This is a genomic window from Kitasatospora sp. NPDC058406 (genome assembly GCF_042722765.1).
Taxonomy (GTDB): domain Bacteria; phylum Actinomycetota; class Actinomycetes; order Streptomycetales; family Streptomycetaceae; genus Kitasatospora.
Genome location: NZ_JBHXKE010000036.1, coordinates 1 through 17,531, shown reverse-complemented (window position 1 = coordinate 17,531; position 17,531 = coordinate 1). Strand labels below are relative to the sequence as shown.

The 17,531-nt window shown below is 75.3% G+C and carries 8 protein-coding genes and 1 pseudogene; 5 read left to right on the top strand and 4 right to left on the bottom strand.

What is annotated here, in order from left to right; translation table 11 throughout:
• Positions 1 to 2: 2 nt before the first annotated feature.
• Positions 3 to 6,344: an SDR family NAD(P)-dependent oxidoreductase gene (locus ACFWOG_RS10215; protein WP_380356661.1), complete on the bottom strand. Its 6,342-nt coding sequence runs from the start codon at positions 6,342 to 6,344 to the stop codon at positions 3 to 5.
• 728 nt (positions 6,345 to 7,072) lie between these two features.
• Here ACFWOG_RS10215 and ACFWOG_RS10210 point away from each other — a divergent pair.
• Positions 7,073 to 7,678, top strand: a complete 606-nt coding sequence (locus tag ACFWOG_RS10210; protein WP_329881444.1) for a response regulator transcription factor — start codon at positions 7,073 to 7,075, stop codon at positions 7,676 to 7,678.
• A 165-nt stretch (positions 7,679 to 7,843) separates the two neighbouring features.
• On the opposite strand, the gene ACFWOG_RS10205 is transcribed toward ACFWOG_RS10210, so the two are convergent.
• From ACFWOG_RS10205 to ACFWOG_RS10195, 3 genes are all read right to left on the bottom strand, one after another.
• Positions 7,844 to 8,836 (bottom strand): LuxR C-terminal-related transcriptional regulator, encoded by a 993-nt coding sequence (locus ACFWOG_RS10205; protein ID WP_329881443.1) that lies wholly within the window; start codon positions 8,834 to 8,836, stop codon positions 7,844 to 7,846.
• 1,331 nt (positions 8,837 to 10,167) lie between these two features.
• Positions 10,168 to 10,746, bottom strand: a complete 579-nt coding sequence (locus tag ACFWOG_RS10200; RefSeq protein WP_380356656.1) for a hypothetical protein — start codon at positions 10,744 to 10,746, stop codon at positions 10,168 to 10,170.
• Between the two features lie 102 nt (positions 10,747 to 10,848).
• Positions 10,849 to 13,650, bottom strand: coding sequence for a hypothetical protein (locus ACFWOG_RS10195; protein ID WP_380356653.1), 2,802 nt, complete (start codon positions 13,648 to 13,650; stop codon positions 10,849 to 10,851).
• 532 nt (positions 13,651 to 14,182) lie between these two features.
• On the opposite strand from ACFWOG_RS10195, the gene ACFWOG_RS10190 reads away from it, so the two are divergent.
• From ACFWOG_RS10190 to ACFWOG_RS10175, 4 genes and pseudogenes are all read left to right on the top strand, one after another.
• Positions 14,183 to 14,647 carry an NUDIX hydrolase gene (locus tag ACFWOG_RS10190; protein ID WP_380356650.1) on the top strand — a complete coding sequence of 155 codons (465 nt, stop codon included), beginning with the start codon at positions 14,183 to 14,185 and terminating at the stop codon, positions 14,645 to 14,647.
• 168 nt (positions 14,648 to 14,815) lie between these two features.
• A complete protein-coding gene (locus tag ACFWOG_RS10185) occupies positions 14,816 to 15,088 on the top strand; it encodes a hypothetical protein (RefSeq protein WP_380356647.1) in 273 nt (90 codons plus the stop codon).
• Between the two features lie 70 nt (positions 15,089 to 15,158).
• Positions 15,159 to 16,613 carry a diaminopimelate decarboxylase gene (lysA, locus tag ACFWOG_RS10180; protein WP_329948489.1) on the top strand — a complete coding sequence of 485 codons (1,455 nt, stop codon included), beginning with the start codon at positions 15,159 to 15,161 and terminating at the stop codon, positions 16,611 to 16,613.
• A 190-nt stretch (positions 16,614 to 16,803) separates the two neighbouring features.
• Positions 16,804 to 17,256, top strand: a pseudogene (locus ACFWOG_RS10175) (SRPBCC family protein); the annotation flags it as partial.
• Positions 17,257 to 17,531: the final 275 nt, after the last annotated feature.

The following is a 17,531-nucleotide window of genomic DNA, read 5'->3' as shown; positions in this document are numbered from 1 at the left end:
CCTCAGCCCTCGCCGTCCGTGGCGGCGTCCTCGCCGGCCGCCGGGTCACCGAGCAGCCGCTCGACCAGCACCGTGGAGAGCGTCCGGGCGGTGCCGTACGTCCACAGCAGGGTCGGCGACAGCCGCAGCCCGAACGCCGCCTCCAGCCGGTTGCGCAGTTCGAGCCCCATCAGCGAATCCAGCCCGAGCGACTTGAACGGCGTGTCCCGGTCGATCGCCCCGGCGTCCAGCCGCAGCACCCGGCCGGCCAGTTCCTGCACCTTGGCCTCCAGGAGTTCCTGCCACCGGTCCTGCGGGACGGACCGCAGCTCGGCGAGGAACGCCGCACCGGCCGTCGTGGTGCTCCCGTGCCGGGCCAGCTCCCGCAGTGCGCCCCAGCTCTCCAGGGTCGCGGTGTCCGGGTACGCCTCCAGGTACTGCCGCAGGTCGATCGGCACGTACGCGACGACCTGCTCGTCCCCGCCGAGGAACCCCTCCAGGGCCCGCCACGCCTCCCCGGTGGTGAAGCCGGCCATCCCGCGTTCCGCCAGCCGGGCACCCCGGTTGTCCTCCCGGGCGGCCAGACCGACATCGGTGAACGGGCCCCACTGCACGCTCAGCGCGGGGAGTCCGCGCCGGCGCCGGGCCACCGCGAGCGCGTCCATGAAGGCGTTGCCCGCCGCGTAGGCCGCCTGCCCGGCGTTGCCGAACAGCGCCGCCGCCGACGAGAACAGCAGGAAGAAGTCCAGCGGGTCGCCCTCGGTGGCCGCGTCCAGGTTGAGCGCGCCGTCCACCTTGGGCGCCAGCACCCGCCGCAGCTGCTCCGGCGTCAGGTTCTGGACGGTGGCGTCGTCCAGCAGACCGGCCGCGTGCACCACCCCGCGGAGCGGCGGCAGCTGCGCCCGGACCCGGCGCACCGCCTCCGGGTCGGCGACGTCGGCCCGGAAGGTCTCCACCTCCACGCCGAGCGCCCGGACGGCCTCGATCCGCGCCACCGCCTCCGCCGACGGGGCCGAGCGCCCGACCAGCGCCAGCCGGCCCGCTCCGCGCTCCGCCAGGAACTCCGCCAGCGACAGGCCGAGGGCGCCGAGGCCACCGGTGAGCAGATAGGTGCCGTCTCCCCGGAAACGGCCGTCCCGCAGCGGTTCCGGAGCCACCGAGGTGACCGTGGCGGGGTCCGACAGCACGAACTTGCCGATGTGGTTGCCGCGTGACATCTCGCGCAGCGCCTCGGGGGCCTGCGCGAAGGTGTACCGCAGCAGCGGGACCGCCCCCAGCTCGCCCGCGCCGACCCGCTCCCACACCTCGGCGAACAGCCGGGTGAACAGCGCGGGACGGCGGGCGATCACACCGGCGAGGTCCAGCGAGGCCAGACCGATGCCCTTGCGGAACGCGCCGAGGCTCAGCGTGCGCCCGCCGTAGATGTCCTGCTTGCCCACCTCGACGAAGCGCCCGCCCTCCGCCAGGACCTCCAGGCCCAGCGGAATCGCCGCGCCGGTCAGCGAGTTGAGGACGACGTCCACGCCGCGTCCGTCGGTGGCCGCGCGCACCTCCTCCGCCCAGGAGAGGTCCCGGGAGTCGAAGACGTGCCGGATGCCGAGCTCCCGGAGCCGGCGGCGCTTCTCCTCGCTGCCCGCCGTCGCGACGACCTCGGCCCCGAGCAGCCGGGCCACCTCGATCGCCGCCAGACCCAGCCCCCCGGCCGCCGAGTGGATCAGCACCGTCTCGCCGGGGGCCAGCCCGGCGAGGTGCCGCAGCCCGTACCAGGCGGTGATGGTCACCGCCGGGATCGCCGCCGCGGTGGCGTCGTCCATCGACTCCGGCACAGGGTGGGCGTGATCGGCCCGCACCGTCTGGTGCGAGGCGAGCGACCCGCCGGCGGTGCACGCGACGACCCGGTCGCCGGGGGCGAAGCGCGACACCCCCTCGCCCGTCCGGGTGACCACGCCCACACCGTCCAGGCCGAGCAGCCGGGCGTCGGCCGTCGGGTCGGGGTAGGTGCCCATCACCTTCATCACGTCGATGAAGTTCAGCGCGGCCGCGCTGACCGCGATCTCGACCTCCCCGGGGCCGGGCGCGCGCCGCTCCAGCGGACGGAACGCCAGCCCGTCCCAGGTGCCCTGGTGAGAGGGCGCGAGCCGGAAGGGCTGCTGCTCCACGGAGCGCCAGGCCGGCCGCGCCGGGTCCTGCCCGGCGTCCTCCGGCGTACCCGCTCCCCGCACCAGCCGGCCGACCAGCCGCTCCCCACCGCGCAGCACCACCTGGTCCGCGCCCTCGGCCGCGAGCAGCTCCGCGGCGCAGTCCGCCGACCAGCCGCCGTCCGCGGACCCGACGTCGACGAGCACGGACCGCAGCTCGGGGTGCTCACGGCGGAGCACCCGGCCGAAGCCCCAGTAGAGGGCCGCCCCGGGGTCGCAGTCACCGGCCACCGCCGGCACGGGCTGCGCGTCGGCCGTGACCACGGCCAGCCGGGGGACCAGCGGGCGGGACGTGCAGGCCCGGACCAGCGCGGCCAGCGCCGCCAGGCCCTCGCGCCGGGCCCGCGGTCCGGCGTCGGCGCGCGGGGCCAGGAAGACCACCCCGCCCAACTCCTCGACCGAGCCCAGCTCCTGCGCCCACGCCTCGGTCCGCGCGGCCTCCTCGCCGGTGACCGTGCGGACCACGGCGCCGCCGCCCCGCGCACCCAGGGCCCCGACCAGCTCCCCGGCCGCCGGGTCACCGGGTGCGCCGGGTGCGCCGACCGTGCAGACCGCCCAGCGGCCGGTGAACCCGGCGGCCCCGCCGCCCTCCGCGCCCGCGCGGGCCTCCGGCCGGTACTCCAGCCGGTGCACCCGGTCGGCGTCCGCGACGGACGGGTCGGCCGTCGCCGCGAGGGTCTGCATCCGGAGCCCCTCCAGCGTCATCAGCGGCCGGCGGTCCGCGTCGAACAGGAACAGGTCGACCCTGCTCCGGTCGCGCCGCACCGCGTGCGACCACAGCGCGGTGACCGGCCCGGCCAGGTCCTGGTGCAGGTGGACGCGGTGCACCCCGACCGGGACGGCCGCCTCCTCACCCGGGTAGAGCGGGACGGAGGCCTGGAGCGCGCCGTCCCACAGCGCCGGATGGAGCCGGTGCGGGTGGCCGCCGGCCAGGCAGCCGTCCGGCAGCCGGACCTCCGCCAGGCTCTCCTCCGCACCACCGCGCAGCTCCACCACGCCCTGGAACGCCGGACCGTAGTTCAGCCCCCGAGCCGCGCAGTCCGCGTAGAACTCCGCGGCCGGCACGGCGGCCAGGCCCAGCAGCTGCCCGGGGAAGGCCGGCACGCCCGTGGCCGTGTCGTCCGCCAGCACCCGCGCCGAGGCGTGCCGCACCCAGCCGTGCGCGCCCGCCTCCAGCGAGGAGAGGGTGAAGCTGCCGCCGCCGGTGAGGTCGTCCCGCCAGCCCAGACCGACCGTCACCGGTTCCTCGGTGAGCGTCAGATCGCTGTGGAAGGAGACGTCCGCGAGCGTGCGGTGCGGGCCGCCGGTCCGCGCCAGCGCCGTCCGCAGCGCCAGCTCCAGCATCCCCGTGCCGGGCAGCACCACCGCGTCGTACACCCGGTGGTCGCGCACCCAGGGGATGTCCGCCGGGGCCAGCTCCAGCGTCCCGTTCCAGGCGCCCTGCTCGGCCATCGAGGGGATCAGCACCAGGTCGTCCCCGGCGCCGTGAGCCGTGCGCCGCCGGACCGTCTCCACCCAGTGGGAGGTGCGCTGCCACGGATACGGCGGCACCGGCGCCCAGGCGTCCCGCGGCAGCCCGTGGAACGGTTCGAGACCGCTGACGTAGGCCCGGGCCAGCGCCTCCCGGACCAGCTCCGACGAGCTCCGGTCGCGCCGCAGGGTCGACAGCACCTGCGGCGGGACCGGACGCTGCGCCGCCAGCTGTTCCAGGGACGGGGCGAGCACCGGGTGCGGGCTGATCTCCACGACGTGGGTGACACCGGTGTCGAAGAGGCGCTCCATCGCGTCGGCGAACATCACCGGCCGGCGCAGGTTGTCCATCCAGTACCGGGCGTCCAGCTCGGGGCCCTCCACCGAGGCCACCCGCACCGTCGACATCAGCTCGACGTCGCCCCGGCCCGGACGCACCGTCCGCAGGGCCGCCAGCAGGTCGTCCTCCAGCTCGTCCATCTGCGGGCTGTGCGAGGCGTAGTCCACGTTGACCAGGCGGCAGAACGTCCCCTCCGCCTCCAGCAACTCCTGGAGCGCCAGGACCAGTTCGGTGTCCCCGGAGAGCACGCAGCTGTTGGGCCCGTTGTTCACGGCGAGGGACACGCCCTCCTCGAACCCGGACAGCGCGGCCTTGGCGGCGTCGAGGTCGAGGTCCACCGCCAGCATCCGGCCCCGGCCCGAGGTGCGCCGGGCGATGGCGCTGCGGCGGGCCACCACCATCGCGCCGTCCTCGTACGACAGGATGCCCGCCGCCGTGGCCGCGGTCACCTCCCCCTGGCTGTGGCCGATCACCACGTCCGGGACCACGCCCGCCGCCCGCCACACCTCGCACAGGCCCAGCGAGACCGCCCACAGGGTCGGCTGCAGCATGTCGATCCGCGACAGCCACTCCTCGCCGGCCTCGCCCGACACGACCCGCGCCAGGTCCCAGTCGACGTACGGCTCCAGGGCCTCGGCGCAGCGGTGGATCACCGCGGCGAACACCGGGTCGGACGCCAGGAGTTCACGGCCCATGCCGTGCCACTGCGAGCCCTGCCCGGGGAAGACGAAGGCGGTGCGGCCCCGGTCCGCGGCGCGCCCGGTGAACACCTCGGGCCCGGGGGAGCCGGGGTCGGCGGCGAGCCGGTCCAGCTGCGCGACGGCCTCGGCGGCGTCCGCGGCGGTGAAGGCCGCCCGGACCGGGAGCTGGTCGCGCTGCCAGGCCAGCGTGCCGGCGAGCGCCGGGAGCGGGTGGGCGCCGGAGGCCAGCGCGTCCCGGAGGTCCCGGGCCCGCTGCGCCAGCGCCGGTTCCGAGTGTGCCGACAGCGGCAGCAGGACCGGTGCGCCCGGCCCGGGGGAGGAAGCGGAGGAGGCTGACGAGGGCGCGGGGTGCTCGGGGGCGGGCGCCCGGGTCAGCACCACGTGGGCGTTGGTGCCGCCCCACCCGAAGCTGCTCACCCCGATGAAGGCCTGGTCCCGGGCCGGCAGCGGCAGGGGCTCCCGGACGACCCGCAGGTTGAGTTCGTCGAACGCGATCTCGGGGTTGAGCTCGGCGGAGTGCAGGCTCGGCGGCACGACCCCGTGCCGGAGCGAGAGCAGGGCCTTGAACAGCCCCGGGATGCCGGCGGCGGCCTCCAGGTGGCCGATGTTGGTCTTCACCGACCCGATGGGCAGCGGGCCCGCGTCCGCGCTGCGGGCCTGCCCCAGGACCCGGCCGGCCGCACCGGCCTCGATGGGGTCGCCGAGTGCGGTGCCGGTGCCGTGCGCCTCCAGGTACGCCACCCGGTCGGCCGGGATGCCCCAGTGCCGGTAGGCGTCGCGGAGCAGCTGCTCCTGACCCCCCGGGCTCGGCGAGACGACGCTCTGCCCGCCCCCGTCGTTGTTGACGGCGGTGCCCGCGATGACACCGTGGATCCGGTCGCCGTCCGCCAGCGCGCGGGCGACGGTCTTCACGTACAGGGCGCCGACGCCCTCGCCGCGCACGAAGCCGTTCGCCCCGGCGCCGAAGGCCTTGCAGCGGCCGTCCGGCGAGAGCCCGCCGAAGTGGGTGAGGCCGATCGACGCGGTCGGATCGAGCATCAGGGCGACGCCGCCCACGATCGCGGCGTCGACCTCGCCGGCGCGGAGCGCCTGGGCGGCGAGGTGCGCCGCCACGAGCGCGGAGGAGCATCCGGTCTCGACGACCAGGCTGGGCCCGGTGAGCCCGAGGAAGTAGGAGACCCGGGCGGCGATCATGTCGAGCGCGTAGCCGGGGGCGGTGTGCTGGGTGACGCCGCTGCCGCTCTTCCGGCCGACGTGCTCGTAGTCGTGCCACCCCGCGCCCACGTAGACGCCGGTCCGGGTGCCGGCCAGCGTGCGGGCGGGTGTCCCGGCGTCCTCCAGGGCCCGCCACGCGGTCTCCAGCATCAGCCGCTGCTGGGGGTCGAGCATCTCGGCCTCCCGGGGGGAGATGCCGAAGAAGGTGGCGTCGAACCGGTCGACGTCGTCGAGGAATCCGCCGACGGCCTGGATCTCCCGCTGCGGGTCGAGTTGCGCGGTGGCGTCCCAGCGGGTGGCGGGGACGGGGCGGATGGCGTCGCCCTCTTCCAGCAGCAGGCGCCAGAAGCTCTCGACGTCCGGGGCTCCGGGGAACCGTCCTGCCATGCCGATGACGGCCAGGGCCTGGGTCGGGTCCTGGACCACGTGATCTGCGTGCATGTCCTCTTCCTCGGCATCCGTGGTGAGCCGGCTCGGTCGGGAGCCGGCTCCCCGGGCGGCAGGTGCGCGGGCGGGCAGGTGCGTGGGTGAGCGGGGTGCGTGGGCACGGAGGCGTCCGTCGGACGGGTGTCCGGGCGGGCACGTGTCGGCTCGCTCCGGGGGCGATGGGCCGGGGACGGGCCGGGGACGGTGAGGTCGCCCGGCCCGGGCGGGTGAGGCCCGGAGCGCGTGCGGCGGGTGAGGGTCGTCGCGTGCGGGGAGAGGCGGCCCGGTCGGGCCGGTCGTGCGGTGCCTGGGGGGCGGACGCCGGGGGGCCGGCGTACCCGTGCGGGGCGATGCGGACGGCGGTGAGGGGTCACGGGGCGGACGACGGACCGGCGTCGGCGCGGACGCACACCGCGACGGCCGTCGATCACCAGTGCGCATGGTGGTCCGGGCCGGTTGCGGCGGACAAGGCTTTGACCTGCTTTTACTGACACTTGTCACGTCCATGCGCCGGGAAGGTCGGGTCGGCGGGGGAGCCGGGATACGTTGAAGGGTCACCAGTGACACGCGTAGACCCGCAAAGGTCCAGCAGGCAGGCCCCGGATCCGCCAGTCCTGCTGAGGACATGTCCGCTCGCGGACGTCCGGATCCGTCGACGGGGTCGGCGGGCCGGCCACACACTGGGCGCGGACCGGATCGATCACCATGAGTTCCGTTCACGGGATCCCAGGGGGGACCTAGTGATGACCATCCGTGTGTTGATAGCCGACGAGCACCTGCTTCCCCTGGAGGCGATCGCCGAGGTGCTCGCGGCCGTGTCCGACTTCGAGGTCGTCGGCGCGGTGAGCAGGAGCTCGCTGATCGTCCCGATGGCGGTGCGCCGGCGGCCCGACGTGGCCGTGCTGGGGATGGGCACCGCGCAGGGCGGCTTCCGTCTGGTGCGGGAGCTGGGCAAGCGGCTGCCCGACTGCCGGGTCGTCATCATGACGGCACGGCCCACCAGGGCTCTGGTGGACCGTGCCGTGTCGGCGGGGGTCCTCGGGGTCATCCCGAAGCAGACGAGGATCCCCCGCCTGGTCGACGCCATCCGGGCCGCCGCCGCGGGCGGCCGGGCGACCGCGTCCGCGCAGCCGTCCCCCCGGGCGCCGGTCGCCGATCAGGTCCTGAGCAACCGCGAGCGCGAGATACTCCGGCTCACCGCGACGGGCGCCTCGGTGAAGGAGGTGGCCCGCGAGCTCTATCTGGCGACGGGAACGGTTCGCAACCTCACCTCGTGCGCGATGAGGAAGCTCGACGGGAGGAATCGGTTCGACGCCGCGCGGATCGCCTTCGAACGGGGACTGCTCTGAGGGCGTTCGCCTCCGGAACGTCCGTCTCCGGAACGCCCCTCCCGGGGCCGGACTTTTCCGGAACGGCTTTTTCCGGAAGGGGGATTTCCGGAAGGGAACTTTCCGGAACGGGAGTTTCCGCCGAATGGCGACTGCCGCGGCCGGAAGCGGGGAGGCACCCGGATTTCACGGCGCCATTGCTTCCTGTTCGAGAAGTCCGAGTCGGGTGGCCCGCACCATGCCCGTGAGTCTGTTGTCGGTCTCCAGAACGCGGAGGATGTCGGCGACGAAACGCCGCACCGTCCGGTCGGAGTACCCGAGATGACGGGCGATGGACTTGTCGGTGGCCCCGGCGGCCATCATGCGCAGCACCAGCCTGTGGGTGTCGGTGAGGACCGGCGCCGAACCGGTGGTCCTGCGCCGGCGGGTGTACGGTGCGGCGGTGGACCAGCTGTGCTCGAAGACCCGGGTGAAGATCTGGGCCAGCAGGCCGCCGTTGATCACCACGTTCCGGCGCAGCCCTTCGAGGTGCGACTGGGTGGCGACCTTCTCCCGGTCGAGGATGACCAGGCGCAGCGGCAGCGACTCGGCGGTCCTGATCTCGGCGCCGGACTCCTGGAGTGCACTCACGTACGCGGTGGCGGCCGGGCTGTCGAGGGCCGAGGACGGCGCGATGAGCCGGTAGCGGACTCCCCGTCTGAGCAGTTCGACGTCCTCGCGGAGGCAGAGTTCCAGGGACTCCTGTTCGGTCAGCGTCGGCAGCATCAGCGACACCTCGTACCTGCTGGACGCGTGCAGGTCCCCCAGTCTTCGGCGCAGTTGGTCCCTGGACGCGATGACCTCGACCGCCAGGCCCTCCCGCTCGGACGCCGGCATGGTCAGGAACCCGTTCGTCAGGTCGGCGATCAGGTCGTTGGTGCGGGTGAGCTCGGTGATGCGTTCCTGCTGATCGGCGAACAGGCGTCTCAGGACGCTCTGCGGGGTGGCGACCGGGGTGGTCGAGTCCCGGTCGAGGAGGCCGTTCCCGGTCAGCCACTCCACGGCTTCGTGGACCTGGTCGAGTTCGAGGCCGAGGTTATCGGCAATTTCTTCGTGGCATATGCCGCCGTTCTCGGTGCGGAGAAGTGAGTGGTAGACGCGGTACGCGAAGCGAGCGCCGATCTCGGTTGCCGCGGTCATCGCCGTGTACTCCAGCCGTAGATACGGATCATGAGCGGGGACGCGTGGTTGAGCACGAAAGAAATCCGGAGCGCCTGGCCCCGGCTGGCGACATTACTTGAACCACTTGACCGCCGGTCAAGGGGGCGCGGACGCGGTACCGGTCGTGCGACGGGCGACAGAAAGGCCGCCCGTCGGGAGGGGCCCCAGGTCAGTGGCGGCCCGCGGGGGACGGTGCCGGAATCAACAGGGTGTTGTTCGTGCGCCGCCGGAAACCGCGAGGGGTCGCGGTGGCCGGATCCTTCGACGGGCCCCGTGCGGTCGGTCCCCGCCGGGGATGCCCGGCGGGCCCGTCGGGGCCCTGGGTCGACGGCTGGTGCGGCCGGCCGCCCGAACCCCGCGAGGTCGGGGCCGCGATGCCGCCCCTCGTTCCTGCCGCTGCCGCTCGTGCACCGTGTCCGGACCCACCCTCGCCTGCGGACGACCCTCATGGTGGGACGCCTCCGGCGAACGGTCCGGCCGCCTCGCGGGCGGGCGTCGGGGTGGCCTGGTCCGTCGGGCCGAATCGATCCGTCGTCTACGAACTCTCGTGCCGGATGCGGATCTTTTCGGGGCGCGCCCGCCGAAGCCCTCCGAATGGTCCACCGTGGAATTTCGGCCGGCCGGTGCGAATGTCCCGGTGCCTCGCGGCGGCCCCTTCCTCGCCCGGTTTCCCCGCCGTGCTCCACGCGGATCCACGAGCGCGTCATCGACGTCGTCCGTGTCCCGGCGCCGCACCGGTTCCCGCCTCACGGCACCCGGACCGGGCCGGATCCGGGGGCTGTCGGCCGGCACGGCCTGCGCCTGTTCCGGGAGGCCCGACCGGACGATCCGTCGCGGCCGTGAGCCCGTGCGACGGAATTCGTGCACCGGGCGGACCCGGATGCGCCCTTGTCGGAGTAACCTGGAAGGTGCCGGAGAACTTACCGGAAGGACGCAATCGCGAGGAGGATCATGTGCAGACTAGTGGAGCAGGAGCCCTGATTCTGCGACTCGTGATCGCGAAATCCCAGCCCAGCCGTTCGGCCGGGAGATGACGGGATTACCGAGATGTCGGGGGGCGCAGGTGACAAATCCTGTTGTTCAGCGTAAATGCAGGGTGTGGGCCGTTTTCGCAGAGATGCGAAGGCGGCCTTTTTGTCGTCCGTCCTCCGGTGGGCGCAGCGGGACCCAGCAGGGGGAGCCGGGAGAACGTCGCCTGCTCCGAGGGGCCCCCACCGAGGTCGAGGCCGTCGGCCGACTCCGGGGACACGGCAACGCCGGCATCGCGCTGTTCGGCGGCGCGGGTGTCCGGTCCGGGCCGGCGCTGGCGGTCACCGGTCGCGGTGGGCCTCGGAGGGCTCACCGACCGCGGTGCGCACCCAGTCGTGAGCACGGCCGGGGTCGAGGGTGGCGAGAAACTCCGTGAGAGATCCGTCCCAGCAGTCCTTCGCGCGTTCTGCGGCCGCCGCGGCGATCAGGCCCCGCGTCTCCGCGTCCTTGCAGCGCACCAGCGCGATGGCGGCGCGGGGACCGGCCTCCACGAGGATGCTGTGGATCCTCTGCGCGTCGGATCCGACGTGCCTCTGGCGCACTCCGGCCGCGTGGGCCCCGACCTTCGCCCCTTTCAGGGTGGAGACCAGACCCATGAACCCGACCGTCCAGGCGAGGGCGACGCGGAACAGCGCGTCCGTGAGGCCGCCGGCCGTCAGCACGCGGGACTGGTTCAGCCTCAGCGAGCCGTCGGCGTTCCCCCGGATGACCACCGCCGTCGTGCCCACCCCTGCGGCCTTCTTGCGGAAGCCCCGCCCGAGCGAGGCCAGCATGCGTTCGGCGTGCTGGTGGGTGTCGAAGCTGGCGACGACCACCGAGTCCTGCCCGGATGGCGCGACCGAGGCGGTCTCCGACGTCATGGGGTGCCCTTCGAAGCCGGGTGACCGAGATCAGGACCGACCGGCAGCACAGCCGGACCAGCTCGTGGGTGTGCTGTCCCATTTTAGCCGTGCAGGGGCCCGCTACTCCGTCGGCCGGTCTCCCGCCCTCAGCTCGGTGGCGATCTGACGCCGGCCGGACACGAACGCCTCCAGGACCACCCCCGCACAGATCAGCAGGGCCAGGCCCGCGGTGGGCAGCAGCACCGGCATCAGGAGCGGGGTGAGCGAGCCGCGGGCCTCGGAGCCGACCAGCAGCGACAGGTCGAACGCCGGGCCGAGGAGTCCGACCGCCGCCGCCGCGACCACCCCGCCGCAGACCGCCGCCGCCAGGGTCTGCGGGATCGTCTCGGTGATGATCAGTGCCAGCCCCTGGCGGGGGCGCAGGCCCATGGTGCGCAGCCGGGCGAGCAGCCCGGCACGGTCGGGGGACGCCCGCAGCAGCGTCATCAGGACGGCGAGCAGCGCGAATCCGGCCCCGGCGGCGACCGCGGACCGGAACAGCCGCGCGGCGGAGCGCTGGAGCGGGTCGGCGGCGAGTTCGGCGTCCACCTCGCCGCTGGTGCGCACCGTGTACCCGGCGGGCACCTTGTCCGGGTCCTCGCTGACGGCCCGGGCCTCCTCGCGCAGGAGTCCGGCCACGCCGGTCACCTCGGTGAGGCCGCGCTCCATGACCAGGGACCTGAGCCGGCCCGGGTCGATGTCGCCGGCGGCGAGCCAGCTGGTGGCCCCCGCGAGCGCGGGAACCCGTGCGACGGAGGGTCCCGCGGGCACGACGACGAACGCGCGGACGGCGTCCGGGATCGCGGGAGTGGCGTCGACGCGACCCGCGACGCCGGTGAGCAGTTCGCCGCCGGGGACGCGCAACCGCTGCGGGCCGTCGGACAGTTCACCGGCGAGGCCCGTGCTGATCAGCGCGGGCACCGGGGTGTCGGGGCCGCCGTGCGGGCCGGCCAGCACGGCGGGGTCGAAGGTGCCGGCGCCGGTCGTCCGGGCGATCTCGGCGTACGCGGTTGGCTCGGCCACCACCAGGGTGACCTGGAGGGCGGTCCGGCCGGAGCGCAGGACGTAGGTCTGCCCCTCGACCCGGACCGCGGTCGAGGCCCGCACGCCCGGCATGGCCGAGGCGGCCGAGGTGAACGCCGCCGGGAGGGTGGCGTCGAGCGGGACGGACACCGCGGCATCACCGCCCACGGCCGTCCGGGCCGCCTGCAGCCGGACGCCGTCGAGGGTGGCGAGCACGGTGGTTCCGAAACCGGCGGTGCTGACGGCCAGCAGCAGGGCGAGGGGTGCCAGCACCGCCGGCCGGTGGCGGCCCGAGGCGTCGCGGGTGGCCCGGGCGAGGCCGAGGAAGCCGGTCAGGCCGCGGCCGTGCCGGGCGAGCAGGGCCAGCCGGCCGGCCACGAGCGGTTGGACGCGGGCCAGCAGCAGGCCGCCGGTGAGCGCGAGCAGCAGGGGCGCGGTCACCAACAGCGGGTCGGTGCCGGTACCGGGGGCGAGGCCGCGCCGGCGGACCTCGACCACGGCCGCGACGGTGACGGCCAGGACGGCGAGTTCGCCGACGATCCGCCGCCGGCCGTTCCCACCGGCGGCGGTGCGGGCCCGGCCCAGGGGGAGGACGGCCCGGACCGGGAAGGCCAGGACCGCGAGCAGGGTGGCGGTCACGGCCGCGAGTACGGCCGCGCCCCACCGGGGGGTGGGCAGCAGCGTCATCGCGAGTGCGGTGGCGACGGCGGCGGCGGGCAGGACGGTCACCGCGCCCTCGCCCAGCAGCCGCAGCAGGATGCCCGGGCGTGAAGCGCCGCGGGCCCGGAGCAGCCGGACCTCGGTGGCGCGCCGGTCGGCGGCGAGGGCGGCGGCCAGGCAGAGCACCACGGTGGCGACGCCCGCGACGCCGGCCGGGCCGATCGCCGCGAGCGGGGCGGCGGCCTCGTACCGGGTGGTGGCGCCGGCGAGGACCTCGGTCAGGAAGGTGCTGAACTGGAGCTCGGGCCGGTCGGTCACCTCGGCGACCTTGAGGGAGCCGGGCCCGGACAGGTACGAGGCGAGCGCGGAGCGCGTCTCGGCGAGCCGGTCCGCGCGCAGGGCGTGGGGGTCGATGGGCAGGCGCCAGAAGTTCTCCCCGCCCTCGCCCCAGGCGGCCAGCGCGGACAGGTTCTCGCCACCGGTGAACCCGCTGGTCACCCACCGGATGCTGCCGTCCTCCCGGATCTTCAGGCAGGCGCGTTCCGGGCAGGTGAGGACCTCCCAGAAACGGTCGTCGGGGTCGTCGGCGCGGTAGAGCCCGACGATCCGGGCGCGGGCCGGGCCGCCGTTGTCGACGAGGTCGCCGATCCCGGCGTGGACGGTCTCGGCGGCGGCCCGGCTGAGGACGACGGGCAGGGGCTCGCCCGGTGCCGAGGGGCCGGGCCAGACGCCCTCGGTCAGGGTCGCGTGCTCGGCCAGGCCGTGCAGGTAGAGCACGGAGAGCACGGGGGCGTCGCCGTGCGGGCGGTCGTACCCCTCGTTCAGCATCGGCCGGTCGATCCGGGCGCGGGTGCCGTAGTTCTCGCCGTCCCGGGTGAGCGGGAGGTTCGGGGTGATCTGTTCGACCAACCGGTCGCGCAGGGCGTCGAGTCGGGCGCCGTCCTCGCCGGGCCGCGGAGCGACGCCGGCCTGCAGGGTGGTCCCGTTGACGCCGCGGTCCAGGACGAACTGCCGCAGCGCGCCGTCCGCGCCCCGGTCGGCGGCGCGCGGGAGGGCCACCGCGAGGAAGACGGTGAGGAGCGTGAGCACGGCCGTGAGCAGGGAGGCGACGGGGGCCGAGCGCAGCCGGGTGCGGACCCAGGGCGCGGGCCGGTGGGCGTCGGTCGGGACGGGCGCGGTGGCGCCGGCCTTGGTGGTCACATCTCCTCCACGGGGCGCCGCCGGGCGGCCACGTTGCGACGGCGGCGGCCCCGTCCGGCAGGGGCGCACGGCACAGCGGTCACCGGATAGCGGACGATCTTTTCAGACGCGGTCCGGGAACGGAAGGCGTGTGCGTGAAGGGGTAGGCAGGTCTGAATTCCCCGCACGGGCGCGGCTGCACCTTCGGGCATCGGGCATCGGGCGTCCGGTACGTCGCGCGAGGACGCCGGACGCCGGACGCCGGTCGCCTCACGCCGGGCCCGGGCGGCGGCCTCGGCGCCTGGCCCTGGTCCGCGTCCGACCCCACCGCGCACCCCCGTGCGGTGCCTCCGGTGCGTCCCCGCTCCTGCCCACGGCCCCGCGGGCAGCCACTACCGCCCCGCGCGCGGATCCGGGATGATCGGCGAAGGCGAACCGACGGGGGGCGGCGGCGCACATGGCACGGCGACGGCACACGGGCGGGCGTCCCGGCGCAGCGGACCTCGACGGCCCCAGGCCCTGGGCCCGACCGGCGGAGACCGGCGCGGAATCGGTGACGCCGGAGGAGCGGGCCGGGACCGACACCCAGCGACACACCGGCACCGAGCGGCGCGCCGCGGACGGGGCCGACGCCCCCGACGCGGGGATCCTGTACCCCGTCGTCGGTGTGATCGTCACCGACCCGGAGGGACGGATCCTGCTCGTCCGCCGCTCCCCGGACGAGATCCCGGCCGGGATCTGGGAGATCCCCGGCGGCAGCGTCGACGAGGGCGAGGACGTCGAGGACGGCGCCCGGCGCGAGCTCGCCGAGGAGACGGGCATCGCCGGTGCCGAGTTCACGGGATACGCCGGGGCCGTCGACTTCACGACCGTCCACGGCCTCCGTGCGCGCCGGCACGTCTTCACCGCCCGGGTCCCCGCCGGGCAGCCGGTCGCCCTCAGCGACGAGCACGACCGCTTCACCTGGGCGGCACCGGGCGACGAACGGGTCGCCGCGCTCCGCACCCCGCGCCCCTGACTGGCGGCGGCGCACCCGTCCGCGCCGCCGGGCGTCAGGAAGGCGTCAAGGACGGGCCGGTGGGCGTAGACCGTGCGTCAAGGGGGCGGCGCCCGGCCCGCGGCGGGTCTCCACTGGAACTGCGGGCGCCCGACCGGTGCCCGCGACCCCACCGGAAGGACGCCCCCCATGAGTGAGATCCAGGCCGTCGCCACCGCCGTCACCGTCGCGAGGCCGCCGTACGGGACCGGCCGGAACGTCCCGGCGCGCCGTGCCGACCGGGCTCCGGTCCGTGAGATCCGCCCGGTCCGGGGCGAGGGCGAGGGCGCGGGCGAGGGCGAGGGCGAGGGCGAGGGCGCGGGGCCGACGTCGGGTCCGGGCGCGGACGAGGCCGTGGACGCCGACCGGCGGCCGCGCGGGCGTGCGGCGCACTGCCGGATCGCCATGTGGTACGTCGACTGACGCCGTCCGCAGCCCCCCGCGAGGCCCGCCCCGCCGCACCCCGAGACCCTGACAGCAGGAGCCGCACGCCATGACGAAGCAGGTCACCGCCCCGTTCACCGCCCCTGCCACCGCCCCGTTCGCGGTCCCGCTCGCGGCCCTCCCCGCGCCCGGCGCCGCTCCGGCCGCCGCTTCCGTCCGACCCTCCGGCCCCTCGGCGGTCGGCCGGACGGGAGCGGCCGAAGCGGTCGGCACCGGACCCTGGCCGGCCTCGGCGCGCCCGGGACGCGGCGGGGACCTGACGGTCGGGGGCGTGTCCCTGGCCGAGGCCGCCGACCGCTTCGGCACCCCCCTCTACGTCCTGGACGAGGCCGAGGTGCGTGCCCGTGCCCGCGCCTTCCGGCAGGCCCTGCCGCAGGCCGACGTGCTCTACGCGGCCAAGGCCTTCCTGTGCAGCGCGATGGCCGACTGGGTCTCCGAGGAGGGGCTCGGGCTGGACGTCTGCTCGGCCGGTGAGCTCCGGCTGGCGGTCGCGGCGGGCTTCCCGGCCCGGCGGATCGTGCTGCACGGCAACGCCAAGACCCCGGAGGAGCTGAGGCTCGCCCGCCGCCTCCGGGTCGGCCGGATCGTCATCGACGGGCCGTCGGAGATCTCCCGGCTGGCGGCCCTGGTGGCGGCGGACACCCCGCAGCGGGTGCTGGTCCGCGTGGTCCCCGGGATCGCCGCCGGTCATCACGAGGCCGTGCGCACGGGCGTCGGCGGCCAGAAGTTCGGCTTCCCGATCGACGGCGGCGACGCGGCGGACGCCGTCGCCCGGGTGCTGGCCCAGCCCGGCCTCGACCTCGCCGGCCTCCACTGCCACCTGGGTTCCCAGATCACCGAGGTCGAGCCCTACCTCGCCGCCGTGGACACCGTCGTGCGGTTCCTGGCCGGGGTACGGGCCCGCCACGGCGTCGAACTGCCCGAGCTGGACCTCGGCGGCGGCCACGGCATCCGGTACCTGCCGGGGGACGACGAGCTCGACCCCGCGGACTTCGCCGACCGGGTGACCGCCCGGCTGGCCGCCCGCTGCGCCGAGTCCGGCCTCGCCGTGCCGCGTCTGGTGGTCGAGCCGGGCCGCGCGATCGTCGGGCCGGCCGGGGTGGCGGTCTACCGCGTGCTGTCGGTGAAGCACACCGCCGACGGCCGGGTCTTCGCCGCCGTCGACGGCGGCATGAGCGACAACCCGCGGCCCTCGCTCTACGGCTCGCGCTACACCGTCCGGCTGGTGGGCCGGTCCTCCGACGCCCCGCCGGCCCGGGCCGACGTGGTCGGTCGGCACTGCGAGGCGGGCGACGTCCTGGTCCGGGACGCCCGGCTGCCCGCCGACCTGCGCGCCGGTGACCTGCTGGCCGTCCCGGCGGCCGGCGCGTACCAGCTCTCGATGGCCTCCGGCTACAACCTGGTCGGCCGCCCGGCCGTCGCCGCGGTCCGTGACGGCCGGGCCCGCCTGCTGATCCGCCGGGAGACGGTCGAGGACTTCCGGGCCCGTGAGGTCGGCCGCTGACCTGCGGGCCGCGTGCCTCCGCCGCCGTCCCGGGACCCCCCGTCTCCCGGGCGGGAGCGGCCCGCTGCCGTCGCCTCCTGGGCCGGTCCGGTCGGGCGACATCGGATTCGTCTGATTACCAGCCCGATCAGCGGGCAGGCGCTCCGACGGTACGGAACTGCTGTGCCGCTCGATTCGGAAGGAGACTGTTGTGAGCACCGTGAAGGAGTCCATCGACGTGGACGTCCCGCTGCACAACGCCTACAACCAGTGGACGCAGTTCGAGGAGTTCCCGCGCTTCATGGACGGAGTCGAGGAGGTCCGCCAGACGGACGACCGGCACTGCCACTGGACGACGAAGGTCGCAGGCGCCCGCCGCGAGTTCGACACCGAGATCGTCGACCAGCTCCCCGACGAGCGGATCGCATGGCGCACGGTGGGCGGTGACGTCCAGCAGATGGGCGTCGTGACGTTCCACCGCATCGACGACTCGCACACCACGGTGAGTCTGGCCATGGAGTTCGAGCCGCACGGCATGGCCGAGAAGGCCGGCGCGATGCTGGGAGTCCTGGACCGGCAGGTCAAGGGCGACCTGAAGCGCTTCAAGGGCTTCATCGAGGAGCGGGGCCGGGAGACCGGCGGCTGGCGCGGCCGGCTGGCGCCGGACGGCAGCGGCGGCCCGGTCGGCGGCGCGGACACCCCGGCCGCCGGTGGCGGCCCGGTCGGCGGGATCGGCGACGCGCCCGTGCGGGAGACGCCTCAGGCCCGGATGACCGGCGAGGGCGCACCGCCCGCGCCCGACGGCCGGGACGACCCCCGCCGGGGCTGACGCCGGCGGCGTCAGGACACCCGAGCCCGCACGACCACGTTACCATGGATGGACGGGCCGCCACCGACCCGAGCGCGCCCGTCCCCGCAAGACCGGAGGAGGCTGACCGA